This is a genomic window from Pseudomonas cavernicola (assembly GCF_003596405.1).
Classification (GTDB): domain Bacteria; phylum Pseudomonadota; class Gammaproteobacteria; order Pseudomonadales; family Pseudomonadaceae; genus Aquipseudomonas; species Aquipseudomonas cavernicola.
The window spans coordinates 1,579,933-1,603,340 of sequence record NZ_QYUR01000002.1 but is presented as its reverse complement, the minus strand read 5'-3'; the positions used below and the strand labels follow the sequence as shown (position 1 = coordinate 1,603,340).

Annotated in this window: 24 protein-coding genes and 2 pseudogenes; 24 read left to right on the top strand and 2 right to left on the bottom strand. The window is 64.1% G+C overall.

Annotated elements, in window-relative coordinates:
- Positions 1-20: 20 nt before the first annotated feature.
- Positions 21-794, bottom strand: coding sequence for a ParA family protein (locus D3879_RS07840; RefSeq protein WP_119953488.1), 774 nt, complete (start codon positions 792-794; stop codon positions 21-23).
- A 426-nt stretch (positions 795-1,220) separates the two neighbouring features.
- On the opposite strand from D3879_RS07840, the gene D3879_RS07835 reads away from it, so the two are divergent.
- The 24 genes and pseudogenes from D3879_RS07835 to D3879_RS07720 all read left to right on the top strand — a co-directional run bounded on the left by D3879_RS07835 (position 1,221) and on the right by D3879_RS07720 (position 22,141).
- A complete protein-coding gene (locus D3879_RS07835; protein WP_119953487.1) occupies positions 1,221-1,946 on the top strand; it encodes a beta-ketoacyl synthase chain length factor in 726 nt (241 codons plus the stop codon).
- Positions 1,922-2,731: a lysophospholipid acyltransferase family protein gene (locus tag D3879_RS07830; protein WP_119953486.1), complete on the top strand. Its 810-nt coding sequence runs from the start codon at positions 1,922-1,924 to the stop codon at positions 2,729-2,731. The genes D3879_RS07835 and D3879_RS07830 overlap by 25 nt, the downstream gene beginning before the upstream one ends.
- Entirely contained in the window at positions 2,712-2,972 is a 261-nt protein-coding gene (locus tag D3879_RS07825; RefSeq protein ID WP_119953485.1) for a phosphopantetheine-binding protein, read from the top strand. The genes D3879_RS07830 and D3879_RS07825 overlap by 20 nt, the downstream gene beginning before the upstream one ends.
- Before the next feature lie 12 nt (positions 2,973-2,984).
- The gene (locus D3879_RS07820; protein ID WP_119953484.1) at positions 2,985-3,242 is read left to right on the top strand and encodes an acyl carrier protein; all 258 of its coding nucleotides are present in this window, start codon (positions 2,985-2,987) and stop codon (positions 3,240-3,242) included.
- Positions 3,242-3,787, top strand: a complete 546-nt coding sequence (locus D3879_RS07815) for a COG4648 family protein (RefSeq protein ID WP_119954922.1) — start codon at positions 3,242-3,244, stop codon at positions 3,785-3,787. The genes D3879_RS07820 and D3879_RS07815 overlap by 1 nt, the downstream gene beginning before the upstream one ends.
- On the top strand, positions 3,784-5,547 hold the full coding sequence (locus tag D3879_RS07810; RefSeq protein WP_119953483.1) for an acyl-CoA synthetase family protein: 1,764 nt from the start codon (positions 3,784-3,786) through the stop codon (positions 5,545-5,547). Before D3879_RS07815 ends, D3879_RS07810 begins: the two co-directional genes overlap by 4 nt.
- A 148-nt stretch (positions 5,548-5,695) precedes the next feature.
- Positions 5,696-6,430 (top strand): glycosyltransferase family 2 protein, encoded by a 735-nt coding sequence (locus D3879_RS07805; protein WP_119953482.1) that lies wholly within the window; start codon positions 5,696-5,698, stop codon positions 6,428-6,430.
- A complete protein-coding gene (locus tag D3879_RS07800) occupies positions 6,427-7,359 on the top strand; it encodes an LpxL/LpxP family acyltransferase (protein ID WP_119953481.1) in 933 nt (310 codons plus the stop codon). Before D3879_RS07805 ends, D3879_RS07800 begins: the two co-directional genes overlap by 4 nt.
- Positions 7,340-8,884, top strand: coding sequence for an HAL/PAL/TAL family ammonia-lyase (locus D3879_RS07795; protein WP_119953480.1), 1,545 nt, complete (start codon positions 7,340-7,342; stop codon positions 8,882-8,884). The genes D3879_RS07800 and D3879_RS07795 overlap by 20 nt, the downstream gene beginning before the upstream one ends.
- Positions 8,877-9,302: an acyl-CoA thioesterase gene (locus tag D3879_RS07790; protein ID WP_119953479.1), complete on the top strand. Its 426-nt coding sequence runs from the start codon at positions 8,877-8,879 to the stop codon at positions 9,300-9,302. Before D3879_RS07795 ends, D3879_RS07790 begins: the two co-directional genes overlap by 8 nt.
- 77 nt (positions 9,303-9,379) lie before the next feature.
- Positions 9,380-9,979 carry an outer membrane lipoprotein carrier protein LolA gene (locus tag D3879_RS07785; RefSeq protein ID WP_119954921.1) on the top strand — a complete coding sequence of 200 codons (600 nt, stop codon included), beginning with the start codon at positions 9,380-9,382 and terminating at the stop codon, positions 9,977-9,979.
- Between the two features lie 49 nt (positions 9,980-10,028).
- The gene (locus D3879_RS07780; protein ID WP_119953478.1) at positions 10,029-12,392 is read left to right on the top strand and encodes an MMPL family transporter; all 2,364 of its coding nucleotides are present in this window, start codon (positions 10,029-10,031) and stop codon (positions 12,390-12,392) included.
- Positions 12,389-13,549, top strand: a complete 1,161-nt coding sequence (locus tag D3879_RS07775) for a cation:proton antiporter domain-containing protein (protein WP_119953477.1) — start codon at positions 12,389-12,391, stop codon at positions 13,547-13,549. The genes D3879_RS07780 and D3879_RS07775 overlap by 4 nt, the downstream gene beginning before the upstream one ends.
- Entirely contained in the window at positions 13,536-14,789 is a 1,254-nt protein-coding gene (locus D3879_RS07770; protein WP_119953476.1) for an NAD(P)/FAD-dependent oxidoreductase, read from the top strand. Before D3879_RS07775 ends, D3879_RS07770 begins: the two co-directional genes overlap by 14 nt.
- A 44-nt stretch (positions 14,790-14,833) precedes the next feature.
- Entirely contained in the window at positions 14,834-15,559 is a 726-nt protein-coding gene (locus D3879_RS07765) for a class I SAM-dependent methyltransferase (RefSeq protein WP_119953475.1), read from the top strand.
- Positions 15,559-16,044 carry a DUF3261 domain-containing protein gene (locus D3879_RS07760; RefSeq protein WP_119954920.1) on the top strand — a complete coding sequence of 162 codons (486 nt, stop codon included), beginning with the start codon at positions 15,559-15,561 and terminating at the stop codon, positions 16,042-16,044. The genes D3879_RS07765 and D3879_RS07760 overlap by 1 nt, the downstream gene beginning before the upstream one ends.
- A gap of 22 nt (positions 16,045-16,066) precedes the next feature.
- Positions 16,067-17,281: a beta-ketoacyl-[acyl-carrier-protein] synthase family protein gene (locus tag D3879_RS07755; protein ID WP_119953474.1), complete on the top strand. Its 1,215-nt coding sequence runs from the start codon at positions 16,067-16,069 to the stop codon at positions 17,279-17,281.
- Positions 17,278-17,733 (top strand): hotdog family protein, encoded by a 456-nt coding sequence (locus tag D3879_RS07750; RefSeq protein WP_119953473.1) that lies wholly within the window; start codon positions 17,278-17,280, stop codon positions 17,731-17,733. The genes D3879_RS07755 and D3879_RS07750 overlap by 4 nt, the downstream gene beginning before the upstream one ends.
- Before the next feature lie 83 nt (positions 17,734-17,816).
- Positions 17,817-18,545, top strand: coding sequence for a 3-oxoacyl-ACP reductase FabG (gene fabG, locus D3879_RS07745; RefSeq protein ID WP_119953472.1), 729 nt, complete (start codon positions 17,817-17,819; stop codon positions 18,543-18,545).
- Positions 18,545-19,771, top strand: a complete 1,227-nt coding sequence (locus tag D3879_RS07740) for a beta-ketoacyl-ACP synthase (protein WP_119953471.1) — start codon at positions 18,545-18,547, stop codon at positions 19,769-19,771. The genes fabG and D3879_RS07740 overlap by 1 nt, the downstream gene beginning before the upstream one ends.
- Positions 19,772-19,801: 30 nt before the next feature.
- Complete coding sequence (locus tag D3879_RS07735; protein WP_119953470.1) at positions 19,802-20,203, top strand: hypothetical protein; 402 nt, start codon at positions 19,802-19,804, stop codon at positions 20,201-20,203.
- 41 nt (positions 20,204-20,244) lie between these two features.
- Positions 20,245-21,492: pseudogene (locus D3879_RS26915) on the top strand (serine hydrolase domain-containing protein).
- 10 nt (positions 21,493-21,502) lie between these two features.
- Positions 21,503-21,736, top strand: a pseudogene (locus D3879_RS27440) (c-type cytochrome); the annotation flags it as partial.
- A 141-nt stretch (positions 21,737-21,877) separates the two neighbouring features.
- Complete coding sequence (locus D3879_RS07720) at positions 21,878-22,141, top strand: hypothetical protein (protein ID WP_119954919.1); 264 nt, start codon at positions 21,878-21,880, stop codon at positions 22,139-22,141.
- Positions 22,142-22,217: 76 nt separating this feature from the next.
- On the opposite strand, the gene hemE is transcribed toward D3879_RS07720, so the two are convergent.
- A complete protein-coding gene (gene hemE / locus D3879_RS07715) occupies positions 22,218-23,288 on the bottom strand; it encodes a uroporphyrinogen decarboxylase (protein WP_119953468.1) in 1,071 nt (356 codons plus the stop codon).
- Between the last annotated feature and the right edge of the window lie 120 nt (positions 23,289-23,408).

Here is a 23,408-nt window from a genome sequence, read left to right as displayed (position 1 = left end):
TTTGATTTGACAGAAGGCGTTTAGCCCTCGCTTTCCAGCAAACGGTGCAGCTCGACGAACTGCTGCGTCAGCTTGTGTCGCGGTTCGAGGAAGATCAGCGGGGTGGACGCCTGGTGCGACTCGCGCATCTTCACCGAGCTGGTCAGATACACCGGCAGCACCGGCAAGTTCTCGGCGATCAGCTCATCCAGCAGCTGCTGCGGCAAGGTCGCGCGCGGCTGAAACTGATTGACCACTATGCCCTCGACTTCCAGCCCCTCGTTGTGGTCCTCCTTCAGTTCGTCGATCTCGGCGAGCAGGCCATACAGCGCCTGGCGAGAGAAGCTGTCGCAATCGAAGGGAATCAGGCAGCGGTCGGCGGCGATCAGCGCGGAAACCGTGTAGAAGTTCAGCGCTGGCGGAGTATCCAGGTAGATTCGGTCGTAGTCCTCGGCCAACTCATCCAGCAACTTTCGCAGTTTGTTGATCTTGTGCTTGGCCTCCAGCTTCGGCTGCAGGTCGGCCAACTCGGCGGTGGCGGTGACCACATGCAGGTTGTCGAATGGAGTCTCGTAGATATCGACCTTGCCTTTCCTGGCAAAAGCCCCGGCGGACAGGGTCTGCTTGAAGAAGTCGGCGATGCCCATGGGAATCTCGTCGCCGGTCAGGCCGGTAAGGTACTGCGTCGAGTTGGCCTGCGAATCCAGGTCGACCAGCAGCGTGCGATGACCCTGCGCCGCACTCACCGCCGCCAGGTTGCAAGCGATACTGGACTTACCCACACCGCCTTTCTGATTGAATACCACGCGCCGCATATCGCACCTCCCTGAGAACCTGTTCAATATCTGCTGCGCTTGGCCATGCTGCGTTGCGCCTTGCCTGACCTGCGCTCGCGACGATCTTGAACAGGTTCTGAACCGTCGAAGCCTGGGATTCTATGCAAAGCGCGTGACGAGAGCGAGGTGGATAGTCGAACGGTGACCAGTGGCGCGGTTATTCCCAGCGAATACCGGCACACTGCCCGCCCGTTCGCGCAGTTGACGGGCAAAACGCGGCGTTTCGCCGCCATCGACAGTCCCACGCTTCGCCCAGGATAATGTAACCAACGTTTGCCTGAGGTCCGCCGGGCCTGGATAATGCCGGCGCTTTGCTTTGGCGCTATCGACAAGGCTTTTGTCGTAATAAGGAAGCGCCCTCGTCGACATGGATGCCCACAGGGGCCGAAAAGAGTTCGTAGCCCGATGCATTTCAGTATTACCCAATGGCGCGCCTGGGCCCCGGGGCTAGAAAGCCTGCACGACTGGCAAGCATGGAATCGGCAGCCGTGGCGGTCTGCCGCTAGCGATGCACAACCGGACGTCGCGTTTCTCCCCGCCCTGCAACGCCGCCGTCTCAGCCGCTTGGCCCGCATGGCCTTCAGCGTCGCCTGGCCCCTCGCCGAGCCGAGCGTAGGGCAGGCACAGCTGCCGCTGGTTTTCGCCTCTCGGCACGGCGAAACCCCACGCACCTTCGCCCTGCTGAGTGACCTGGCCGAGCAAACGCCCCTCTCACCTACGCAGTTCAGCCTCTCGGTGCATAACGCGATCATTGGCCTGTGGTCGATCCTGCGCGGCGACACCAGCGAGATGACCGCGCTGGCCGCCGAGGGCGACGGCCTCGAGCACGCGATCCTCGAAGCCGGCATGTTGCTGGCGGCAGGCGCGCCGGCGGTGCTGGTGGTGATTGCCGAGGATCTACCGCCAGCAGCCTACGCACCCTGGATCGACGACGTGCCGTTTCCCTATGCCGTTGGTCTGTTGTTGACGCCCGGCAAGGACTGGCGACTGAGCCTCAGCGAAAATACCGCGCCCGCGGCAACAGCCGAGTGGCCGCATGCCCTGAGCCTGCTGCAAACCCTGTTAAGCAATCAATCTCACTGCCAGCATCATTGGAAGAATCGCGCATGGACCTGGCAACACAAGCCCTGAACCGGCGCCCCAACGCGCCCTACCTGTGGCGGCTGCTCGCCACTGGCGCAAGCTTCGCCCTCTTCGGCCTCGGCGGCCTATGCCTGCGCGTGCTGATCTTCCCGCTGCTGGCGCTGCTGCCGGGCGATACCCTGAGCCGGCAACGCCGTGCGCGCGCCACCATCAGTCGGCTGTTCTGGCTGTTCGTGCAATTCATGTATCGCAGCGGTGTACTGACGTTCGAAGTGGAAGGCGCCGAGCGCCTGGGGCGATCGGGCCAGCTGATCATCGCCAATCACCCCTCGCTGATCGATGTGGTGGTGCTGATCGCGCTGATCCGCGACGCCAACTGCGTGGTCAAGCAGAGCCTGTGGGACAACCCCTTCATGCGCGGGCCGATCCGCGCCGCGCGCTACATCAGCAACAGCGGCAGCCTGGATATGCTCGACGAAGCCGCCGACGCCCTGCGCCAAGGCCAGACGCTGATCGTATTCCCCGAAGGCACCCGTACCACGCCCGGCCAAGCCCCGCAATTCCACCGCGGCGCCGCGGCCATCGCCCTGCGCGGCGCCACGCTGGTCACCCCGGTCGTGATCAGCGTCAGCCCGACCACCCTGACCAAGGCCGAGCCCTGGTACCGCATTCCGTCGCGACGTTTTCACTTTCACCTGCGCGTCGGCGACGATATCGACCCGCAACTGTTCGCCGCACAGGGCCCCGCGCCCAGCGCCTCGCGCAAACTCAACGACCATTTGCACCAGCATTTCATTAAGGAGCTCGCCACAGATGAGCGATCTGCAGCTTGAGATTAAACAGCTGATCATCGAGGCCTTGGGCCTGGAAGACATCGGCCCAGACGACATCGACGCCGAAATGACCCTCTTCGGTGAAGGCCTCGGCCTCGACTCGGTCGACGCCCTGGAACTGGGCCTGGCGATTCAGAAGCGCTTCGGCTTCAAGATCGACGCCGACGCCAAAGATACCCGCAAGCATTTTGCCAACGTGGCCAGCCTCGCAGTCTTCGTGACCGGCCAGAAAGCCGCGTGAGAGAGAACGACCATGCAAAACCGTGACGAGATTTTCAGCACCCTGCGCGACGCCCTGGTGGACCTGTTCGAGCTCGAACCCGAGCGGATCAACCTTGAAGCCAACCTCTATCAGGATCTGGAAATCGACAGCATCGACGCCGTCGACCTGATCGACCACATCAAGCGCAAAACCGGCAAGAAACTCGCCGCCGAGGAGTTCAAAGCGGTACGCAGCGTCGGTGACGTGGTCGAGGCGGTGTATCGCCTGGTCAATGCACCCGCGGCATGATGGCGCGACTGATCGGCCTGGTACTGCTGTTGGCCGGCCTGAGTTACCCGTTCGCGGTGTATTTCGGCCAGCAGCACCTGTCGCCACGCTTCTTCGCCCTGCTGCTTGGCGGCCTCTGGCTGGCACGGCTGCTGAGCCATGCGCAGCGCCCCGGCAGCCGCTGGATGGCCGCGGCCGCGTTGATGTTCTGCGTGCTACTCGGGCTGGCGGATAACCCCGAACTGCTGCGCTGGTATCCGGTGCTGATCAGTCTGTTTTGCTTGTGTCTGTTCGGCCTCAGCCTGAGGTTCGGCCCGCCGCTGGTCGAGCGCATTGCGCGCCTGCGCGAGCCGGAACTGCCCGAGGTTGCCGTGCGCTATACCCGCCAGGTGACCAAAGTCTGGATCGGCTTCTTCCTCTGTAATGGCGCCCTCGCCAGCGCCTTGACCCTGTGGGCGCCGCTGAGCTGGTGGGCGCTGTACACCGGGCTGATTTCCTATGGGTTGATGGGCCTGCTGTTCGCCGGCGAATGGCTGGTGCGCCAGCGCGTGCGAGGCCAGGCATGAACTGGCTTGACCTTGAGCACTTGCTGCTCGCGGAACAACCGGCGCGCCCGGTCACGCGAGAGCCAACGCTGCTGCACGGGGAACTGCGCGAGCAGGCCCTATGCCTGGCCGCCGGCCTGCAAGCGCGTGGTGTCCGGCGCCTGGCCGTGCATTTGGACGATGCCGCCGAGCTGGCCATCGCCCTGCTCGGTGCCTGGCGTGCCGGGGTCAGCGTGCTACTGCCGGCCGACCTACAAGCGCAAACCCGCCAGCGCCTGAACGCTGAAGTCGACCTCTGGCTGAGCGATCAACCCGGCGACGCCAGCCTGCCCAGCCTGCTCGCTGAGCCACTGCCGGGCGCCCTGCTGGCGCTCGATCACTGCACCCTGACCCTCTGTACTTCAGGCTCCAGCGGCGAGCCCAAGCTGATCGGCAAGTCCCTGCGCCAGCTGAGCAATGAAGTCCAAGCCCTGGAACGCCTGTGGGGCGCTGAGCTGGGGGATGCCTGCATCATTGGCAGCGTGGCTGCGCAGCATATCTACGGCCTGCTGTTCCGGGTGCTCTGGCCGCTCTGCGCCGGGCGGTTGTTCCTGCGCCACGCGCAGCCGTTCCCGGAAGACCTGCAGCGCACCAGCTTGAGCCTCGGACGGCGCGCAAGCGTCGCGAGCGCAGATGAGCCTGTTTTTAACGCAGCGGCATGCGCGAAGCCCGCAGCAGCTTCCTCGTCGTCCGATTTTGCCTGGGTCGCCAGCCCCGCGTTGCTCAAGCGCATGGGCGACAACCTCGACTGGCCGGCGTTGCGCCGCGTACGCCGGGTGTTTTCCTCGGGCGGCGCCCTGCCACTCGAGGCCGCGCAGCAGTTGCAGGAAAACCTCGGCCAGTGGCCGACGGAGATCTTCGGCAGTTCGGAAACCGGCGGCATCGCCTGGCGCCAGGGTGCCAGCCTGTGGCAGCCCTTCGCCGACGTGCAGTTGAGCCTGAATAGCGAAGGCGCGCTGCGGATCGAATCGCCGTACCTGCCCAGTGGGCATATCGAACAAACCGCCGACGGCGCCAAGCTCGAGGCCGACGGTCGCTTCGAACTGCTCGGGCGCCTCGACCGCATCGTCAAGCTGGAAGAAAAACGCATCTCCCTGCCGATGCTCGAACAAGCCCTGGCCAGCCACCCTTGGGTACACGAAGCGCGCCTCGGGGTGGTTCAGGACAACCGCGCCTACCTCGGCGCTCTGGTCGCCTTGAGCGACGCCGGCCTGCACGCCTTGCGCAATCAGGGCCGGCGCACGTTGACCGGCAGCCTGCGCCAGCATCTTAGCCAGCACTGTGCCGCGCTGGCCCTGCCGCGCCGCTGGCGACTGGTGCGGCAACTGCCGTTGAACGCCCAGGGCAAACTGCCGCAGGCCGAGTTGGAGCGGCTGCTCTATGCCCCGCGCACCCTGCAACCGCAACTGCTCAGCCAGCGCTTCGATGCCGGCCAGTGGCGACTGGAGCTGGAAGTACCGCTCGATCTGGCGCACTTCACCGGGCACTTCCCGCACACACCGATTCTGCCTGGTGTGGTGCAGATCGACTGGGCGCTGACCCTGGCCCAACAACTGATGTGCCTGCCGCCGCGCTTTGCCGGCATGGAAGTGCTGAAGTTCCAGCAACTGGCCCGCCCCGGCGATCGCCTGCAACTGTGCCTGCGATTCGACGCCGAACGCGGCAAGCTGTACTTCACCTATCGCAGCGGCGCAGCGGCCTGTTCGTCGGGAAGGATCTTGTTGGGGGACGCGCGTGCTTGATCCCAACGCAGCACCCATCCCTTCTCCCTCCGGGAGAAGGTGGCCCGAAGGGACGGATGAGGGAAACACCGACACTCAAAGGGACTCGGAGTTTCCCTCACCCCCAGCCCCTCTCCCGGAGAGAGAGGGGAGCTTCCGCCCCTGCGCAGTGATCCCGGTGTACAACCATGAACATGCCGTGAGCGCTGTGCTACAGGGGCTACTCGCTGCCGGGCTGCCTTGTGTCTTGGTGGATGACGCCTCGCGGCCGAGCTGCGCCGTGGTACTCGATCAACTCGCTGAGCTGCCTCAGGTTCACCTCGTTCGTCTGGCAGAGAACCAGGGTAAAGGCGGCGCGGTGATGGCCGGGCTGCGTGCCGCAGCAAGTCTCGGTTTCAGCCATGCCCTGCAAGTAGACGCCGACGGCCAGCACGACCTGCAAAACCTCGCGCAGTTTCTCGCCCAGGCACATCAGGCGCCGCAGACCTTGATTTGCGGCTACCCGCAGTACGACGCCAGCGTGCCCAAGGGCCGCCTGTACGGGCGCTATGCGACCCACGTCTGGGTCTGGATCAACAGCCTGTCGCTGAACATCCGCGACTCCATGTGCGGCTTTCGCGTCTACCCGCTGGCGCCGACCCTGGCGGTGATCGACTCGGTGCCACTCGGCACCCGCATGGACTTCGACACGGAAATCCTCGTGCGCCTGAGCTGGCGCAACCAGCCAATGCACTGGCTGCCGATTCGCGTGCATTACCCGGCGGACGGCATCTCGCATTTCCGCCTGCTGGAGGACAACCTGCTGATTTCGAAGATGCACGCCAAACTGTTCTTCGGCATGCTCTGCCGCGCACCGCTGATACTTTGGCGTCGCCGGTACGGGCGGCGCAGGTGGCGCGGATGAGCCGCGAACACTGGGCCAAGCACAACGAGCGCGGCAGTTTCCTGCTGATGCGGTTCACCGCCTGGGCCGCGCGCAATCTCGGGCGGCGAGTGCTCAGCCCGTTGCTTTATCTGATTGTCCTGTACTTCTTCCTGTTCGGCCGCCGCGCCCGCCTGAGCATCTGGGACTACCAGCGCCACCTCGCCGCCTGGAGTGGCCGCCACGAGTTGCGCCCTTCGCTGCGCTCGGTGTTCGGCCAGTTCATGGCCTTCGCCGACGCCCTGCTGGACAAACTCGACGTCTGGAACGGCCGCCTGCGCCTCGAACAGATCGACATCCGTGACCCGGCCAACCTGCGCGCCCAGCTACGCGGTGAGCGCGGGCAGATGTTGGTCGGCGCGCACCTGGGCAACCTCGAAGTCTGTCGCGCCCTGGCCGAACTCGGCGAGCAGGTGCAAATGAACGTACTGGTGCATACCAAACACGCCGAACAGTTCAATCGCCTGCTCGGCCAGGCCGGCGCCAGCCACCTGCGGCTGATCCAGGTCAGCGAGCTGGACCCGGCGATCATGCTGCAACTGAGCCAGCGCCTGGAGCGTGGCGAGTGGCTGGCGATCGCCGGTGACCGCGTACCGCTGCACGGCTCACGCAACGCCCAGGTGGATTTCCTCGGCCAGCCCGCCGACCTGCCGCAAGGCCCGTGGCTGCTGGCCGGGCTGCTGCAATGCCCGATCAATCTGCTGTTCTGCCTGAAACGACACAAGCGCTATCGACTGATCCTCGAACCCTTCGCCGAACGGATCGAATGGCGCCGTAGCGAGCGCGAGCAAGTGATCCGCCACTGGGCCCAACGCTATGCCGACCGCCTGGGTCATCACTGCCTGCAAGCACCGCAGCAATGGTTCAACTTCTTCCCTTTCTGGAATACCCATGACGACACATCAGCCTGAAGCCGTAGTGTTCGGTGAGCGCCCGCTGAGCATCGAGCAGGTGGTCAGCCTTGCCCAACAGCACAGCCCGACACAGCTGCAAAGCGACAGCGCGTTCCGTCAATGCATCGCCAAGGGCGCGCAGTTCCTCGACTCGTTGCTGGACAGGGAAGGCGTGATCTACGGCGTCACCACCGGCTACGGCGACTCCTGCGTGGTTGCGGTGCCGCTGGAGCATGTCGAAGCACTGCCGCGGCACCTGTTCACCTTCCACGGCTGCGGCCTGGGCAAGCTGCTCGAGCCGGCGGCCACCCGCGCGGTGCTGGCGGCGCGCTTGCAGTCGCTGTGCCAGGGCGTTTCCGGGGTACGCATCGAGCTGCTGGAGCGGCTACAGGCCTTTCTCGCTCACGACATCCTGCCGCTGATTCCCGAGGAAGGTTCGGTCGGCGCCAGCGGCGATCTGACCCCGCTGTCTTATGTCGCGGCGACCCTGGCCGGCGAGCGCGAGGTGCTCTGGCGTGGCGAAGTGCGCAGCGCCGCCGAGGTGCATGCCGAGCTGGACTGGCAGCCGCTGACGCTACGGCCGAAAGAGGCCCTGGCACTGATGAACGGCACGGCGGTGATGACCGGGCTGGCCTGCCTGGCGTTCTCTAGAGCCGATTACCTGCTGCAACTGGCCACCCGCATCACCGCGCTCAACGTGGTGGCGTTGCAGGGCAACCCGGAGCATTTCGACGAGCGCCTGTTCGCCGCCAAGCCGCACCCGGGGCAGATGCAGGTCGCCGCCTGGTTGCGCGCGGACCTGGCCATCGACGCACCGACCGCGCCGCTGCACCGCCTGCAAGATCGCTATTCGCTGCGCTGTGCGCCGCATGTGTTGGGTGTATTGGCCGACAGCCTGAGCTGGCTGCGGCAGTTCATCGAAATCGAGCTGAACAGCGCCAACGACAACCCGATCATCGACGCCGAAGCCGAGCGCGTACTGCACGGTGGGCACTTCTACGGCGGGCATATCGCCTTTGCCATGGACAGCCTGAAAAACCTGGTGGCCAACGTCGCCGACTTGCTCGACCGGCAGCTCGCCCTGCTGGTGGACTCGCGCTACAACCACGGCCTGCCGAGTAACCTCTCCGGCGCACCAGCGGCCACGGCGATGATCAACCATGGCTTCAAGGCCGTGCAGATCGGCACCAGTGCCTGGACCGCCGAAGCCCTGAAGAACAGCCTGCCGGCCAGCGTGTTCTCGCGCTCCACCGAGTGCCATAACCAGGACAAGGTCAGCATGGGCACCATCGCCGCCCGCGATGCCCTGCGCAGCCTGGAGCTGTGCGAACAGGTCGCCGCCGCCACCCTGCTCGCCGCCAATCAAGGGGTCTGGCTGCGCGGCCATGAAGCCGAGGCGCGGCCGTTGCCGGCGCCGCTGGCGAGCATGCGCGCGCAACTGGCCGAGGACTTCCCGCCAGTCATTGAAGACCGCGCCCTGGAAGCCGAACTGCGCCTGTGCCTGACGCACATCCGCAGCCGGCACTGGAGGCTGTATGCGTAGCCGCGGCGTAATACAGACCGAGGTCGAAATCCTCGTCCCGTTCTTCGACGTCGACTCGATGGAAGTGGTCTGGCACGGCCATTACGTCAAATACCTGGAAATCGCCCGCTGCGCCCTGCTGGACAAGCTCGCGCACAACTACGCGCAGATGCGCGAGGCCGGCTACGCCTGGCCGATCATCGATTTGCAGCTGCGCTACATGCGCGGCGCGCGCTTCGGTCAGCGGCTCACGGTGCGTGCCGATCTGGTCGAGTGGGAAAACCGCCTGAAGATCAATTACCTGATCAGCGACGCGCAAACCGGTGAACGCATGACCCGTGGCAGCACCGTGCAAGTCGCGGTGGAAATCGCCACGCGGGAAATGCTCCTGGCTTCGCCAAAGGTGTTCGTCGCGGCGGTTGAGCGGGTGTTGCAGTGATCTGCCAAGCAGCCCCCCTCGTAGGCTGGGTAGAGGCGCTTTGCGCCGAAACCCAGCGTGGATTGCGCTGGGTTTCGCTGCGCTCTACCCAGCCTACGGCGCTACTTCTAGCGCTGCTTTTTGCACCCTTGGCCCAGGCCTTCGATCTGGATCAGCTCTCCGCCCAATTGGCCGAGCCGGCGGTGGTGCGCGGCGAGTTCATTCAGGAAAAACATCTGCGCGCGCTGCCAAAACCGCTGACCAGCACCGGCCATTTCGTCATGGCCAAGCAGCATGGTCTGCTCTGGCTGCTGCAAAGCCCGTTGCAACAGGACTACCGCATCAATGGCGCGGGCATTTCGCGGCGGGCTGCCAATAGCTGGCAAACCCTGCCCCAACAAGGCGCCAGCGCTCAGCAGAACCGTCTGTTCCTCGCCGTGCTGCAAGGCGACAGCAGCGGCCTGCGTGATGATTTCGACCTGGCATTGAGTGGCGATGCCAGCGACTGGCAGCTGAAATTGACGCCGCGGGCCGTGCTGCTCAAGCAAATTTTCACCGCGATCACTATCGAAGGCGGCGCCCTGGTACAGCGTATTGAACTGCTGGAAACCCAGGGCGACAGCACTGTCATGCACATGCCCGGCAGCGTTGCCGGTACAGCGCTGAGCGAAGCGGAGCGGCATGACTTTGTTGAATAAAGGCCGGGGGCTGAATAACGGCGAGGAGTCGAATAAAGGCTGGGGGTCGATGGAGCGCTGGCTGCCGCGCCTCTTCACCTTGCTGTTGTTGACGCTGTTGGCGCTGGCCGGCTGGCAATGGCGCGACGGCCCGCCGGTTTCGGCCAATCTGCTGGAGCTCGTGCCAACAGACGCACCCGACGCCTTGGAGCAACTCGCCGAACAGCGCATGCAGGAGCCGCTCAACCGTGAACTGGTGGTGCTCATCCGCCACGCCGATAGCCAACGCGCCATCGCCATGGCCGCCGAGCTGGGCGCCGCCTGGCAAGCCAGCGGGCTATTCGAAAAGGTTCAGTGGAACCTGCAAGCCGACTTCCCCGCCCTGCGCCAACAACTGCTGCAAAGCCGCCTGGCGCTGCTCGGCGCCGCCGACCGGCAATTGCTGATCGACAACCCACAGGCCTTTATCGAGCAGCGCGTGCAGGCACTGTACGACCCCTTCAATAGTTTCAGCCTGGTCAGCGCGGACCAGGACTGGCTCGGCCTGACGCAGCTGATCCAGCGCAATCTTCCGCGCAACAGCAACGTCACGCTCGACCTGAATGGCACCTTGCTGGCAGAAAACCAAGAGCAGAATCAGCCGCAAACCTGGGCTTTTCTGCGCGCGCGCAGCTTGGGCAGCGCCTTCGATGGCAACCTGCCGCAGCAAGTCGCAGAGCGGGTGGCCAGCGCACGACAACAGGTGCAGGCACAAGGTGGTGAATTACTCGCCACCAGCGGCCTGCTCTATGCGGCCAATGGCCAACGGCAAGCCAGCCATGAGATGAGTGTGATCGGCGGAGGCGCCAGCGCCATCGCCCTGCTGCTGATGCTGTTGCTGTTCCGCCGCGTTCGCATAGTGCTGGCCTTCATACCGGCGCTGGTCGGTGTGCTCGCGGGGCTGGTCGCCTGCGTGGCGCTGTTTGGCCACATCCATGTACTGACTCTGGTACTCGGCGCCAGCTTGATCGGCGTGGCCATCGATTACCCGCTGCATTACCTGTCGAAAAGCTGGACCTTGCAGCCCTGGAACAACTGGTTCGCGATGCGCGCGACCTTGTCCGGGTTGAGCCTGGGGCTGGCGACCAATGCCATCGGTTATCTGGCACTGGCTTTCACCCCATTCCCGGCGCTGCAGCAGGTGGCTGTGTTCTCTGCTGCGGGCTTGCTGGGCTCGTACCTCTGCTCGGTGTGCTTGCTGCCGGCACTGCTCGGCAATGCCCCGCTGCGCCCCTGGCCAACTCCGTTGCGCTGGGCACAGCGCCTGCTGGCATTGCGGGCGAGCTTGTTGCGGCGTATCGGCACACCCTGGCTACTCGGCGCCTTCCTACTGTTTTGCGCCGCTGGCGTGGCGCAACTGACGAGCAAGAACGACCTGCGCCAGTGGATCAGCCACCCACCGCAGTTGCTCAGCGAATCCCAGGCCATCGGCCGCATCATCAACTTCCAGCCGACCAGCCAGTTTTTCCTGGTCCGCGCCGCCGATCAGCAACAGCTGCTGCAACGCCAGGCGGAGCTGAGTCAGCGCCTCGATCGACTGGTGGCGCAGGGCAAGCTCAGCAGCTATCTGGCGTTGAGCCAACTGTTGGCACCAGCTGCCGAACAACGGCGGCTACGCCAGGCACTCACGCAGTTGCCGGCCCATGCCCAGCCGCTGCTGGCACTGGGCGTATCAGCGCAAGCGTTGGCGGCAGAAATACAGCAGTTGCAGGCATTGCCCGAGCAGAACCTCGAACAAGCCTTGGCCGGTCCACTCGGCGAAATCTGGCGACCGCTATGGCTGGGCAAAGACAGCAGCCAAGCACGCCAGGAGGGTGTTGCCGGCTTGGTCAGCCTGCAAGGCTTGAGCGACACCAGCGTGCTCGCCGCCCAGGCGCATGGGTTGCCGGGCGTGCAACTGGTCGATCGGCTGGGTGAGCTGAATCGGCTGTTCGCCAGCACGCAGATCAGCGCGGCAGAACTCAAGCTCCTGTCTTGCCTGTTGATCCTCGCGTTGCTGTGCCTGCCGTTCGGCCTGAGCGGCGCGCTGCGCACCTTGGCCGTGTCGCTGCTCGCCGCCTTGGCCAGCCTGGCCAGCCTCGGTTGGCTCGGTCAGCCATTGACCTTGTTCAGCCTGTTTGGCCTGCTGCTGGTCACCGCCATTGGCGTGGATTACGCGATCATCATGCGCGAGCGGGTCGGCGGCGCGGCCACCAGCCTGCTCGGCACCCTGCTCGCGGCACTGACCACCTGGCTATCGTTCGGCCTGCTGGCGCTGTCGAGTACACCGGCGGTGAGCAACTTCGGCCTGGCCGTCGGCCTCGGCCTGGTGTTCAGCTTCCTGCTGGCACCCTGGGCAGCCAGTGAAGAGCACGCGCACGCGCAAGAGCAGTTGCAGCCGGAGGCGGCACGATGAGCACCGCGCTGTTCTGGCTCGCGCTGCTGGCATTGTTCGCCGGTGCCACCTGGCTCGGCACGCGGGTCAAACTGATCCCGATCGTCAGCCAACTCCTGCTGGCCAGTCTGGGCATCCCGACCTTGCTGCTGTTCTGGGTCGAGCCGCACTGGCAACTGAGCGCCGCGCAACTGCTCGCACCGACCTGGCTGCAAGCACTCTACGGCCTGAGTTTCGCCCTGCTGCTCGGCCACATCCTCAGCGATGTGATCGACCTGGAGCTAAGCCCGCAAAGCCTGAAGATCGCCCTGCCGAGTTTCGCGCTGCCATTCTGCTGTGGCCTGGGCTGCGCATTGTGGCTATTACCAGAGCAGTCCTGGTTGAGCAGCGTGGCGATCGGTCTGCTGTTTTCGATCACCGCGATTCCGGTGCTCTACCTCTATCTACAGAACATCGACTATCCGCCGGCCGCCACCAAGCGCCTGCTGCATGCGGCGATCCTGATGGACGTGATGTGCTGGAGCCTGTTCGCCCTGGCTCAGGGCAGCAGCCAACCCGAGCAACTGCTCTGGCCGCTGCTCGGCGCGTTGCTGCCACTGCTGCTGCACAAATTGCTGCGGCTGCGCCATGGGCTGTTTTACAGCCTGCCATTCTTCGCTCTGATGCTGCTTTTGCAGCAACTCAAGCTCAACGCCCTGGTCTTCGGCATCGGCTACATGCTCTGCCTCGCCTGGTTGAAACAACCCTTCCAGCTACCGCTGCCGAAAACGCTCTGGCAGTGGCTGCAGAACGGTCTGGCGATCCCACTGATCCTCAGCTGTGGTCTGTTGCAGGTCGATTTCGACAGCGCCTGGCAAAACTATTCCTGGCTGTACCTCGGCGCCCTGTTGGTACTGCCGGTGCTGAGCAAATTGGCCGGCAACTGGCTGGGCCTGAGCTGGGCCGACCCGACCGCCGGCCCGCGGGCGAAGTGGCGGGAAAGCCTGCTGCTGAATATCCGCGGGCTGACCGAGATCATCTTCCTCAACCTGCTACTGCAACAACATCTGATCGACGCCCAGGTGTATTTCAGCCTGCTGCTGATGAGCCTGTTTTCCACGCTGTTGCCAGCCCTGCTCGGCATCCGCAAATCCCGCGCAGCACAACCCGCAGCAAGGAGCTCGTATGGTGCCGTTTGACAAGGAAAAGGCTGAACGCGAACAGCGTAGCGTGCTGGTGATCGGCGCCGGGCCATCGGGCGCCATCGCCGCCGCGCTATTGAAACGTCAGGGCCACGATGTGCTGATCCTCGAACGCCAGCGCTTTCCACGCTTCTCGATTGGTGAAAGCCTGCTGGCCCACTGCCTGGATTTCGTCGAGGAAGCGGGCATGCTCGAGGCCGTCGAAGCCGCCGGCTTCCAACGCAAGAACGGCGCGGCCTTCGCCTGGGGTGAGCGCTACACGCACTTCGACTTTCGCGACAAATTCACCGAGGGTAAAGATTGGACCTTCCAGGTGCAGCGCGCCCAGTTCGACAAACTGCTGGCCGATCAGGCCGCGTTGCAGGGCGTGGAAATCCGCTACGAAGAAGAAATCGTTGCCGCCGACTTCACGGCTCAGCCGCAGTTAACGGCGCGGCGTGCCGATGGCAGCGAATACAGCGTGCAGGCGGACTTCGTCCTCGACGCCAGTGGCTATGGCCGGGTGCTGCCACGCTTGCTCGATCTGGAGGCGCCGTCGAACTTTCCGCTGCGCCAGGCGCTATTCACCCATATCGAGGATCGCATCGACGATGCGGCCTTCGACCGCGAGAAGATTCTGATCAGCACCCACCCCGAGCTGCGCGATGTGTGGTTCTGGCTGATCCCGTTCAGCCATGGCCGCTGCTCGCTCGGCGTAGTCGCCGAAGCCACGCGCTACGAGGGCCGCCCGGTGGATCTGGATGCCTGCCTGCGCCAGTTCGTCGAGGAAACCCCGAATCTGCGCCGCTTGCTGAAAAATGCCCGGTGGGACACCCCGGTACGCAGCCTCGGCGGTTACTCGGCGAACGTGAAAAGCCTGCACGGCCCAGGCTTTGCCCTGCTCGGCAATGCGGCGGAATTCCTCGACCCGGTGTTTTCCTCCGGGGTGACCATCGCCATGCGTTCGGCGAGCATGGCGGCCGGCTTGCTGCACCGTCAGCTGCAAGGCGAAACGGTGGATTGGCAAAGCCAGTTCGCCGTGCCGCTGAAGCGCGGTGTGGATACCTTCCGGGCCTATGTCGAGGGTTGGTACGATGGCAGCTTCCAGGATGTGATCTACCACTCGGGCGGTTCCCCGGCGATCCGTCAGATGATCAGCTCGATCCTCGCCGGCTACGCCTGGGATCCGCGCAACCCCTATGTCACGGAACCCCAACGGCGCCTGCGCGTGCTCGCTGAACTATGCGCCTCGAAATGAATGCGCTTCGACTTGACTGCACTTAGAAACAGAAAAGGACTTCTATGAACCCAGCCGCCGCTAACTACGTTGCAGAAACCCGCTTCGGCTTCTGGTTCTTGCAGAGCCAGGTCTGGCAGCAGCATGTGCTGCGCGTGGCGATCAACGACCTGCAACGCTTGATCGACCAGCCACTGCCCACTAACGTCGTGCTGCTCGATGTCGGTTGTGGCCAGGGCAAATCCTTCCGCCTGTTGCAGGAGGCCTTTGCGCCGCAACATTTGCAGGGCTTGGATGCCGACCCGCAAAGCCTGGCCCTGAGCCGTGCCGAAGCCGGGCGCCAAGGCCTCACCGTCGAGCTGTTCAGCAGTGACTGCGCCGCCATCCAGCGGCCCTCGGCGAGTGTCGACATCCTCTTCTGCCACCAAACCTTCCATCATCTGGTCGAACAGCAGCAGGCGCTGGCCGAGTTCTGGCGCGTGCTGAAACCGGGCGGCTGGTTGCTGTTCGCCGAATCGACCAAGGCCTATATCGACACCTGGGTGATCCGTTGGCTGTTTCGCCACCCGATGCAGGTGCAAAAAAGCGCCGACGGCTACCTGCGGATGCTGCGCGAACAGGGCTTCGAGTTCGGCCCGCAGAATCTGTCCTACCCCTATCTGTGGTGGAGCCGCTCCCGCGACTTCGGCCTGCTGGAGCGCTGGGGCCTGCGCCAGCCGAAGCCGTTTGGCCAACGCGAGGAAACCCTGATCAACGCCGCCGTGCGCAAACCGTTGGAACCGAACCCATGATGATGCGCCGGCTCTGGCTGCCCCTGCTGCTGTTGCTGGCGGCCTGCGCTCAGCAAGCACCGTTACCCAGCACCGCGCCGACACTGGCGTGGCCGCTGCAACTGCATGTACAGCGCGAGCAAGCCGGACAGACCCAGGACTGGCTCTTGGTGGTGCAGCAAGAAACCCTTGCACTGCGCTGGTCGCTGCTCGACCCGCTGGGAATTCCGCTGGCCCGTCAGCTTTTGACCGGCAGTCAATGGCAAAATGACGGCCTGCTGCCGCCTAACCCGCAAGCCCGTGAACTGTTCGCCGCCCTGCTGTTTGCCCTGACCCCGGAAACAGAACTGGCGCAACGCTATGCCACGGACGACTGGCAGGTACAGGGCCAGCAACGCACGCTGCGCGAGGCCGGCAGCCCGCGCTGGCAGATCCGTTACCAGCAACCCCTGAATTTTCAGCTCAAGACCGCCAACGGTCTGAGCTATCGCGTCGAGACGCTGTAATGATCAAGCAAGGCCCACTCCAATGACCGCGTACCTGAATGCCCTCGGGCTGCTCTGCGCACTCGGCAGTGGCAAGCAGGCCGTGGCTGAACGGCTGTACGCCGGCGACGCTTCGGGCCTGCGCCGACAAGACGGCTGGGTGCCGGAACGCAGCCTGCCGGTCGGCGCGATAACCAGCGCCTTGCCTGAGCTACCCGGCGTAAGCACCTCCCAGGCGACACGCAACAATCGGCTGCTACTGGCGGCCGCCCTGGAGATCGACACGGACATCCAGCAGGCCATCGCCCGCTATGGTCGCGCGCGGGTCGGGGTGATCCTCGGCACCAGCACCAGCGGTATCCATGAAGCCACTCAGGGGGTTTCCGGCTACCTGCAGGACGGCGAGTTCCCCGCGACCTACCACTATGGGCAACAGGAACTGGCCGCCCCAGCCGCCTTTCTCGCCGACTGGCTGCAACTGAGCGGCCCGGCCTATGTGATTTCCACCGCCTGCACCTCCAGCGCTCGCGCCCTGCTCAGTGCCCGCCGCCTGCTCGACTCCGGCATTTGCGATGCGGTGCTCTGCGGCGGCGTCGACTCGCTTTGCCAACTGACGCTGAACGGCTTCGGCTCGCTGGAGGCGCTGGCGAGCGAACGCTGCAATCCGTTCTCGCGCAACCGCGCCGGCATCAATATCGGCGAAGCGGCGGTGCTCTTCCTCATGACGAAAGAGCGGCTATGCCAAACGGCCGTACCTATCGCCTTGCTCGGCGCTGCGGCCAACTCCGATGCGCACCATATCTCCGCGCCCGATCCGCAGGGCCGAGGCGCCCAGCAGGTGATGCGCGCGGCCCTGACGGATGCCGGCCTGGCGGCCGAGCAGATCAATTATCTGAACCTGCACGGCACCGCCACCAGCCATAACGACGCCATGGAAAGCCTGGCCGTCGACGCGGTGTTCCCGGCGGGTGTGCCCTGTTCATCGACCAAGCCGCTGACCGGCCACACGCTGGGGGCGGCAGGTGCATTGGAAGCTGCGTTCTGCTGGCTGAGCCTGTCCGCCGAGAACCGCGAGCAGCGCTTGCCGCCGCATCTATGGGACGCCGAGGCCGACCCGCATTTGCCCGCCCTCAAGCTGACGACGGCGCAGAGCCGCCTTACCGGTGACACGCCACGGCGGATGATGAGCAACTCCTTCGCCTTCGGCGGCAGCAATGTCAGCCTGGTGCTCGGCAACCTGGCGGAGAACACGCCATGAGCCTCTGGCCTATCGCCGAACTGCTGCCGCACGCCGGCGACATGATCCTGCTGGACCGGGTTCTCAGCTTCGGTGAGGAGGACGTGCGCACGCAACTTACCGTGCGCCCCGGCGGTCTGTTCAACCGGGCTGACGGCAGCCTGCCAGCCTGGGTCGGCGTCGAACTGATGGCGCAGAGCATCGCCGCGTATGCCGGTTGCCATGCGCGACAGGCCGGGGAGTCGGTGGAGCTGGGTTTTCTACTCGGCACCCGCAGTTTTCAGTGCAACGTCGAGGCCTTCCCGGCCGGAACTGAGTTGCAGATCCACGCTATCCGCTCGCTACAGGACGACAACGGCATGGGCGTTTTCGAATGCCACCTGCGCGGCCCCGATATTCATGCCGAAGCCCGCCTGAATGTGTTTCGCCCACCACAAGTGGCCAGCTACCTTGAAGAGCCTGCACATGACTGAATCGATTCTGGTAACTGGCTCCAGCCGTGGCCTTGTAGCCCGCGCGATGGGGCGCCACCGTCAAGACTTTCAAGAGCCCGCACATGACTGAATCGATTCTGGTAACCGGCTCCAGCCGTGGCATCGGCCGCGCCATTGCGCTGCGCCTGGCCCGCGCCGGCTATGACCTGGTGCTGCACTGCCGCAGTGGCCGTGCCGAAGCCGAAGCGGTACGCGCACAAATCCTCGGCCTCGGCCGCCAGGCGCGCATCCTGCAATTCGATGTGGCCGAGCGCGCAGCCTGCCGCGAGCAACTGGAAGCCGATGTCGCAGCCCATGGCGCTTACTATGGGGTGGTCTGCAACGCCGGCCTGACCCGCGACGGCGCCTTCCCGGCGCTGAGCGAAGAGGACTGGGACCTGGTCGTGCGCACTAACCTGGACGGTTTCTACAACGTCCTGCATCCGCTGATCATGCCGATGATCCGTCGGCGCAAAGCCGGACGGATCGTCTGCATCACCTCGGTCTCCGGGCTGATCGGCAACCGTGGCCAGGTCAATTACAGCGCCTCCAAAGCCGGTGTGATCGGTGCGGCCAAGGCCCTGGCGATCGAGCTGGGCAAGCGCAAGATCACCGTCAACTGCGTTGCCCCAGGGCTGATCGACACCGCCCTGCTGGATGAGCAGGTGCCGGTCGAGGAACTGCTGAAGATGATCCCGGCCCAACGCCTGGGCACGCCCGAGGAAGTCGCCGGCGCGGTGAATTTTTTGATGTCGGATGAAGCGGCCTATATCACCCGCCAAGTCCTCGCGGTCAACGGAGGGCTCTGTTAATGAAACGTGTGGTCGTCACCGGCATGGCCGGCATCACCTCGCTCGGCAGCGACTGGGCCAGCATCGAGGCGAATTTTCGCGCCAACCGCAGCGGCATTCGGCGGATGCACGAATGGGATCGCTTTACCGAGCTGAACACCCGTCTGGCCGGGCCAATCGACGATTTCTCCGTGCCCAAGGCCTGGACCCGCAAGCAGCTGCGCAGCATGGGCCGGGTCTCGCGGCTGGTGGTGCTGGCCGCCGAGCAAGCCCTGGCGGATGCCGGACTGCTCGATGATGAATCGATCCGCGACGGGCGCATGGGGGTGGCTTGCGGCTCGTCCACCGGCAGCACCGACGAGATGAAGACTTTCGGCAATATGCTTATCAACTCGGTCGCCGATGGCCTCAACGCCAACTCCTATATCCGCATGATGCCGCACACCACGGCGGCCAATATCAGCATCTTCTTCGGCCTCAAGGGCCGGCTGATTCCGACCTCCAGTGCCTGCACCAGCGGCAGCCAGGGCATCGGCTACGCCTATGAGGCGATCAAGTTCGGCCGCCTGCCGCTGATGCTCGCCGGTGGCGCCGAAGAGCTTTGCCCGACCGAGGCGATGGTCTTCGACGCGCTCTATGCCACCAGCCTGAAGAACGATGCCCCGCACACCTCGCCACGCCCCTATGACAGCGGCCGCGACGGCCTGGTGATCGGTGAAGGCGCCGGCATCCTGGTACTCGAAGAGCTGGAGCATGCCCTCGCCCGCGGCGCGCAGATCCATGCCGAGATCGTCGGTTTTGGCAGCAATGCCGACGGCCAGCACGCCACCAAGCCCGAACAGCTGACCATGCGCCGGGCGATGGAGCTGGCGCTGGAAGATGCCAACCTGCCGCCCACCGCCATCGGCTACGTCAACGGTCACGGCACCGCGACCGAGCAAGGCGACATCGCCGAAACCCTGGCCACCAGCAGCCTGTTCGGCGCACGCATGCCGATCAGCTCGCAGAAGAGCTTTCTCGGCCACACCCTGGGAGCCTGCGGCGCACTGGAGTCCTGGTTCAGCATCGAGATGCTCAACCGCGACAACTACATCCACACCCTCAACCTCGACCACATCGACCCGCAGTGCGGCGAGCTGGACTACCTGCGCGGCGAGGCTCGGCGGATGAGCAACGAGTACGTGATGAACAACAACTTTGCCTTTGGCGGGGTCAACACGTCGTTGATTTTCCGCCGCTGGCGCTGAAGCCAACCCATAACTAACGGAGATTAAGGAATGTCCCACCTGATTCGTGCGCTGCTGCTGTCCATCGGACTGAGCACCCTGGTTGGCTGTACCAGCAAGCCTGTCGAGAACATCCAGCAAAGCGCCCCGGCCGCCAGCATACGCAGTGACGCCGAAATGCAGCGTGCGATTGTCAGCGCCCTGAACAAACGCCAGTGGTTGGTGCAGCACGTCAGCCCAACCGAGATCCGCGCAGAGATCACCCAACGCGGCCGTCACCACGCGGAAATCAGCATTCCCTACAGCGCCAGCCAGTTCGCCATCGAATACCGCAGCAGTTGGGGCCTCGACTACGAGGACGGGGAAATTCATCGCAACTACAACCGCTGGGTAAACAACCTGCGCAACAGCATCCTCCAAGAGTTACAAACGCAAAGCTTAGGGCAGCGCTAAACCCAGCATGGTTGAACCCTCCATCAGCTCCAGATATCGCCGTGTGGCCATGTAGCTCTGCATTCAGCCAGCATTCGTTTGGCAAACTCATCGGCTATGCCCTGGCCCTGTTTTCCCTGACGGCCTGCGGCACCTTATCGCGCATACAGATCGATCCCTCCGATCAGCAAGCGCTGCGCTTTGCTCGCAGCGGCAACTTACAGGCCGAGGTGGATTCCCTGGCCCAGCCGCTGGTCGACGAGAAACGAACCCCTGGCATCGTAGTTGGCGTGCTGACCGCCGATGGGCAAAAACACTTCTTCGGCTATGGCGTTACCGATCGGCTCAGTGGCAAAAAGCCCGATGGCAATACGCTGTTCGCCGTCGGCTCATTGAGCAAAGGCTTTTTGGCTGATATCGCCGCGTTGCTGGTGCAAGACGGCACGCTGAGCTGGAATGACAGCCTCGAGAGCCTATTGCCAGCCAACACGGCGCTGAGTGACGACGCCAAGAACATCACCCTGCTGCAATTGGCCACCCACACCTCCGGGCTGCCACGCCAACCGATGACGCCGCAAACACTCAGTTATTTCATTGAATACCTGTTCACTGGCAACAGCTTCTACCGGCATTTCGATCACACCTATCTGCTTAACTACTTGGCCGACTTCGACAGGCCCGAACAGGCCGAACCACAATATTCGAACATCGGTTATGGTCTGCTGAGTTATGTGCTGGAGTTGCGCACCGGTAAGAAGGTCGATGAATTGTTGCAGGAGAGGGTCGCCGCCCCTCTTGGGCTGAGTAACACCGATTACCTGCCGGAACATTTACCCGGTTACGCCAGCCGGGCGCGCGGCCACGCCGGCGACCAACCCAAGTTCATTCGCCGGGGGCAACTCGTTCCCGACTGGTAGTTCAGCGACATCCTGCACGGCACCGCCGCGCTCTACTCCAACGCCGATGACTTGCTCAGTTACGCGGCGGCACATCTGCACAGTAGCGCCAACACGAAGATGGATGCAGCGCTACTGGACACCTTGCAGGTGCGCGTCAATCGCCGCAAAGAAGCGGCCGCAATCGCCTGGATTGTCGATGACATCGGCGGGCGGAAAATCACCTATCAAGTCGGTTTGGTCGCGGGCTACTCCAGTTATCTAGGCCTGGACACACAGCACAAGGCCGCCGTGGTAGTGCTGCAGAACAGCTTCAACTGGAGCAACGGCGTTGGCCATCGCCTATTGCTGCGCATGGCAGGCGCGCGCGATGAGCCGCGAGACAGCGGCCCATACATAACCCGGCAGCCATAAAAACTGCGCCAAGTGCCATGCAGAGGACTGCCGCGCCAATACCTGGCGCGGTTATCTCTATTACGCCAAGAGGCTGAGCAGCGCGCGCTGGCAGGATAAGGAAAACGACGGGGAGATCCTCGCGGCTATCCGCAAGGGGACGGGCGCGATGCCGGCCTTCGCCGAGGCGCTCAGCGCCATCGAACTGCAGGCGCTGGTGCAGGCGGGCAAGAGGCTTGCGCCAACCCTGACTGCCGCCGCGTGAACCGAAGTTCCGGCAATGCCAGGGCGTTCGCGCTGCCGACAGAGCTATTACACTGAAAAAGATCGAGTCGAGCGGCCAGCGACTATGACCGGCAGCGCCCTCGCCATTGTCATCCGCCGCCCCAGCAGCAGAGGTGCCCCGATGTCCAGTCAGCACAGATTCGAGATCAACTATCGCTACCAGGACGAACCGCACACCAGGATCGTCGAGTCGGACGCCGGGCGCCTCGACGCTCACCTCGCCGCGCTGCGCCTGATCGCGCTACACCACGCCGACGCCGAGAACAGCCTGCTGATGCCCGCCGCCGGTGCCTCGCCCGAAGACATTCTGGAGCAGGCCGAGGTCCTGGGCATCAGCGGCATCCGCGTCAATAAGCTGCCCCACGCGCATAAACAACAACCATAAGGGCTCGGTTGACCGTTACCTGACGCGCAGGGAGGAGACTCTCTGGGGCGCCGCTGCCTGGCGGTAGCCGCCCTGGTTATCCGGCGTGATATTGCGCCGAGAACTCATGCACCGCCTCGAGGAAGGCGCCGGCATGCGCCGGGTCGACTTCCGGGGTGATGCCGTGGCCCAGGTTGAACACATGGCCGCTACCCTTGCCGTAGCTGGCGAGGATGCGCGCCACTTCGGCGCGGATCGCGGCGGGCTGGGCGTACAGCACGGTGGGGTCCATGTTGCCTTGCAGAGCGACCTTGTCACCGACGCGGCGGCGGGCGTCGCCGATGTCGCAGCTCCAGTCCAATCCCAGGGCATCGGCGCCGGTGGCCGCCATGTCCTCCAGCCAGAGGCCGCCGTTCTTCGTGAACAGGATCACCGGCACCTTTCGGCCGTCGTGTTCGCGGATCAGGCCGTCGACGATCTTCTGCATATAGGCCAGGGAGAACTCCTGATACGCCGCAGCGGACAGGTTGCCGCCCCAGGTATCGAATATCTGCACGGCCTGGGCTCCGGCGCGAATCTGCCCGTTCAGGTAGCTGGTCACTGACTGCGCCAGCTTGTCGAGCAACAGGTGCATGGCCTGCGGGTTGTCATAGAGCATGGCTTTGGACTTGCGGAAGTCCTTCGACGAACCGCCTTCGACCATATAGGTGGCCAAGGTCCAGGGGCTGCCGGAGAAGCCGATCAGCGGGACGCGGCCATTCAGGGCACTGCGGATGGTGCGTACGGCGCTCATCACATAGCCGAGGTCATTTTCCGGATCGGGAATCGGCAGCGCCTCGATATCAGCCAGCGTACTGATGACCTTCTTGAAACGTGGGCCTTCACCCGTCTCGAAATACAGCCCCTGGCCCATGGCATCCGGAATGGTCAGGATGTCGGAGAAGAGGATCGCCGCATCCAGCTGCGGGTAGCGATCCAGCGGCTGCAGGGTGACTTCGCAGGCGAACTCCGGGTTCTGCATCAGACTCATGAAGTCACCGGCTTTGGCGCGGCTGGCGCGGTACTCCGGCAGGTAGCGACCGGCCTGACGCATCATCCACACCGGGGTGACGTCGACGGGTTGCTTGAGCAGGGCACGGAGGAAGCGGTCGTTCTTCAAGGCAGTCATGGCAGCGTCCAGCAAAAAAGTGTGGGCATTTTGTAGGGTGGATTAGCCGTAACACGGCGTAATCCGCCACCCACAGGCGAAAAGATCAGGCATTGTCGCAAAGCACAAAACAAAAGGCAC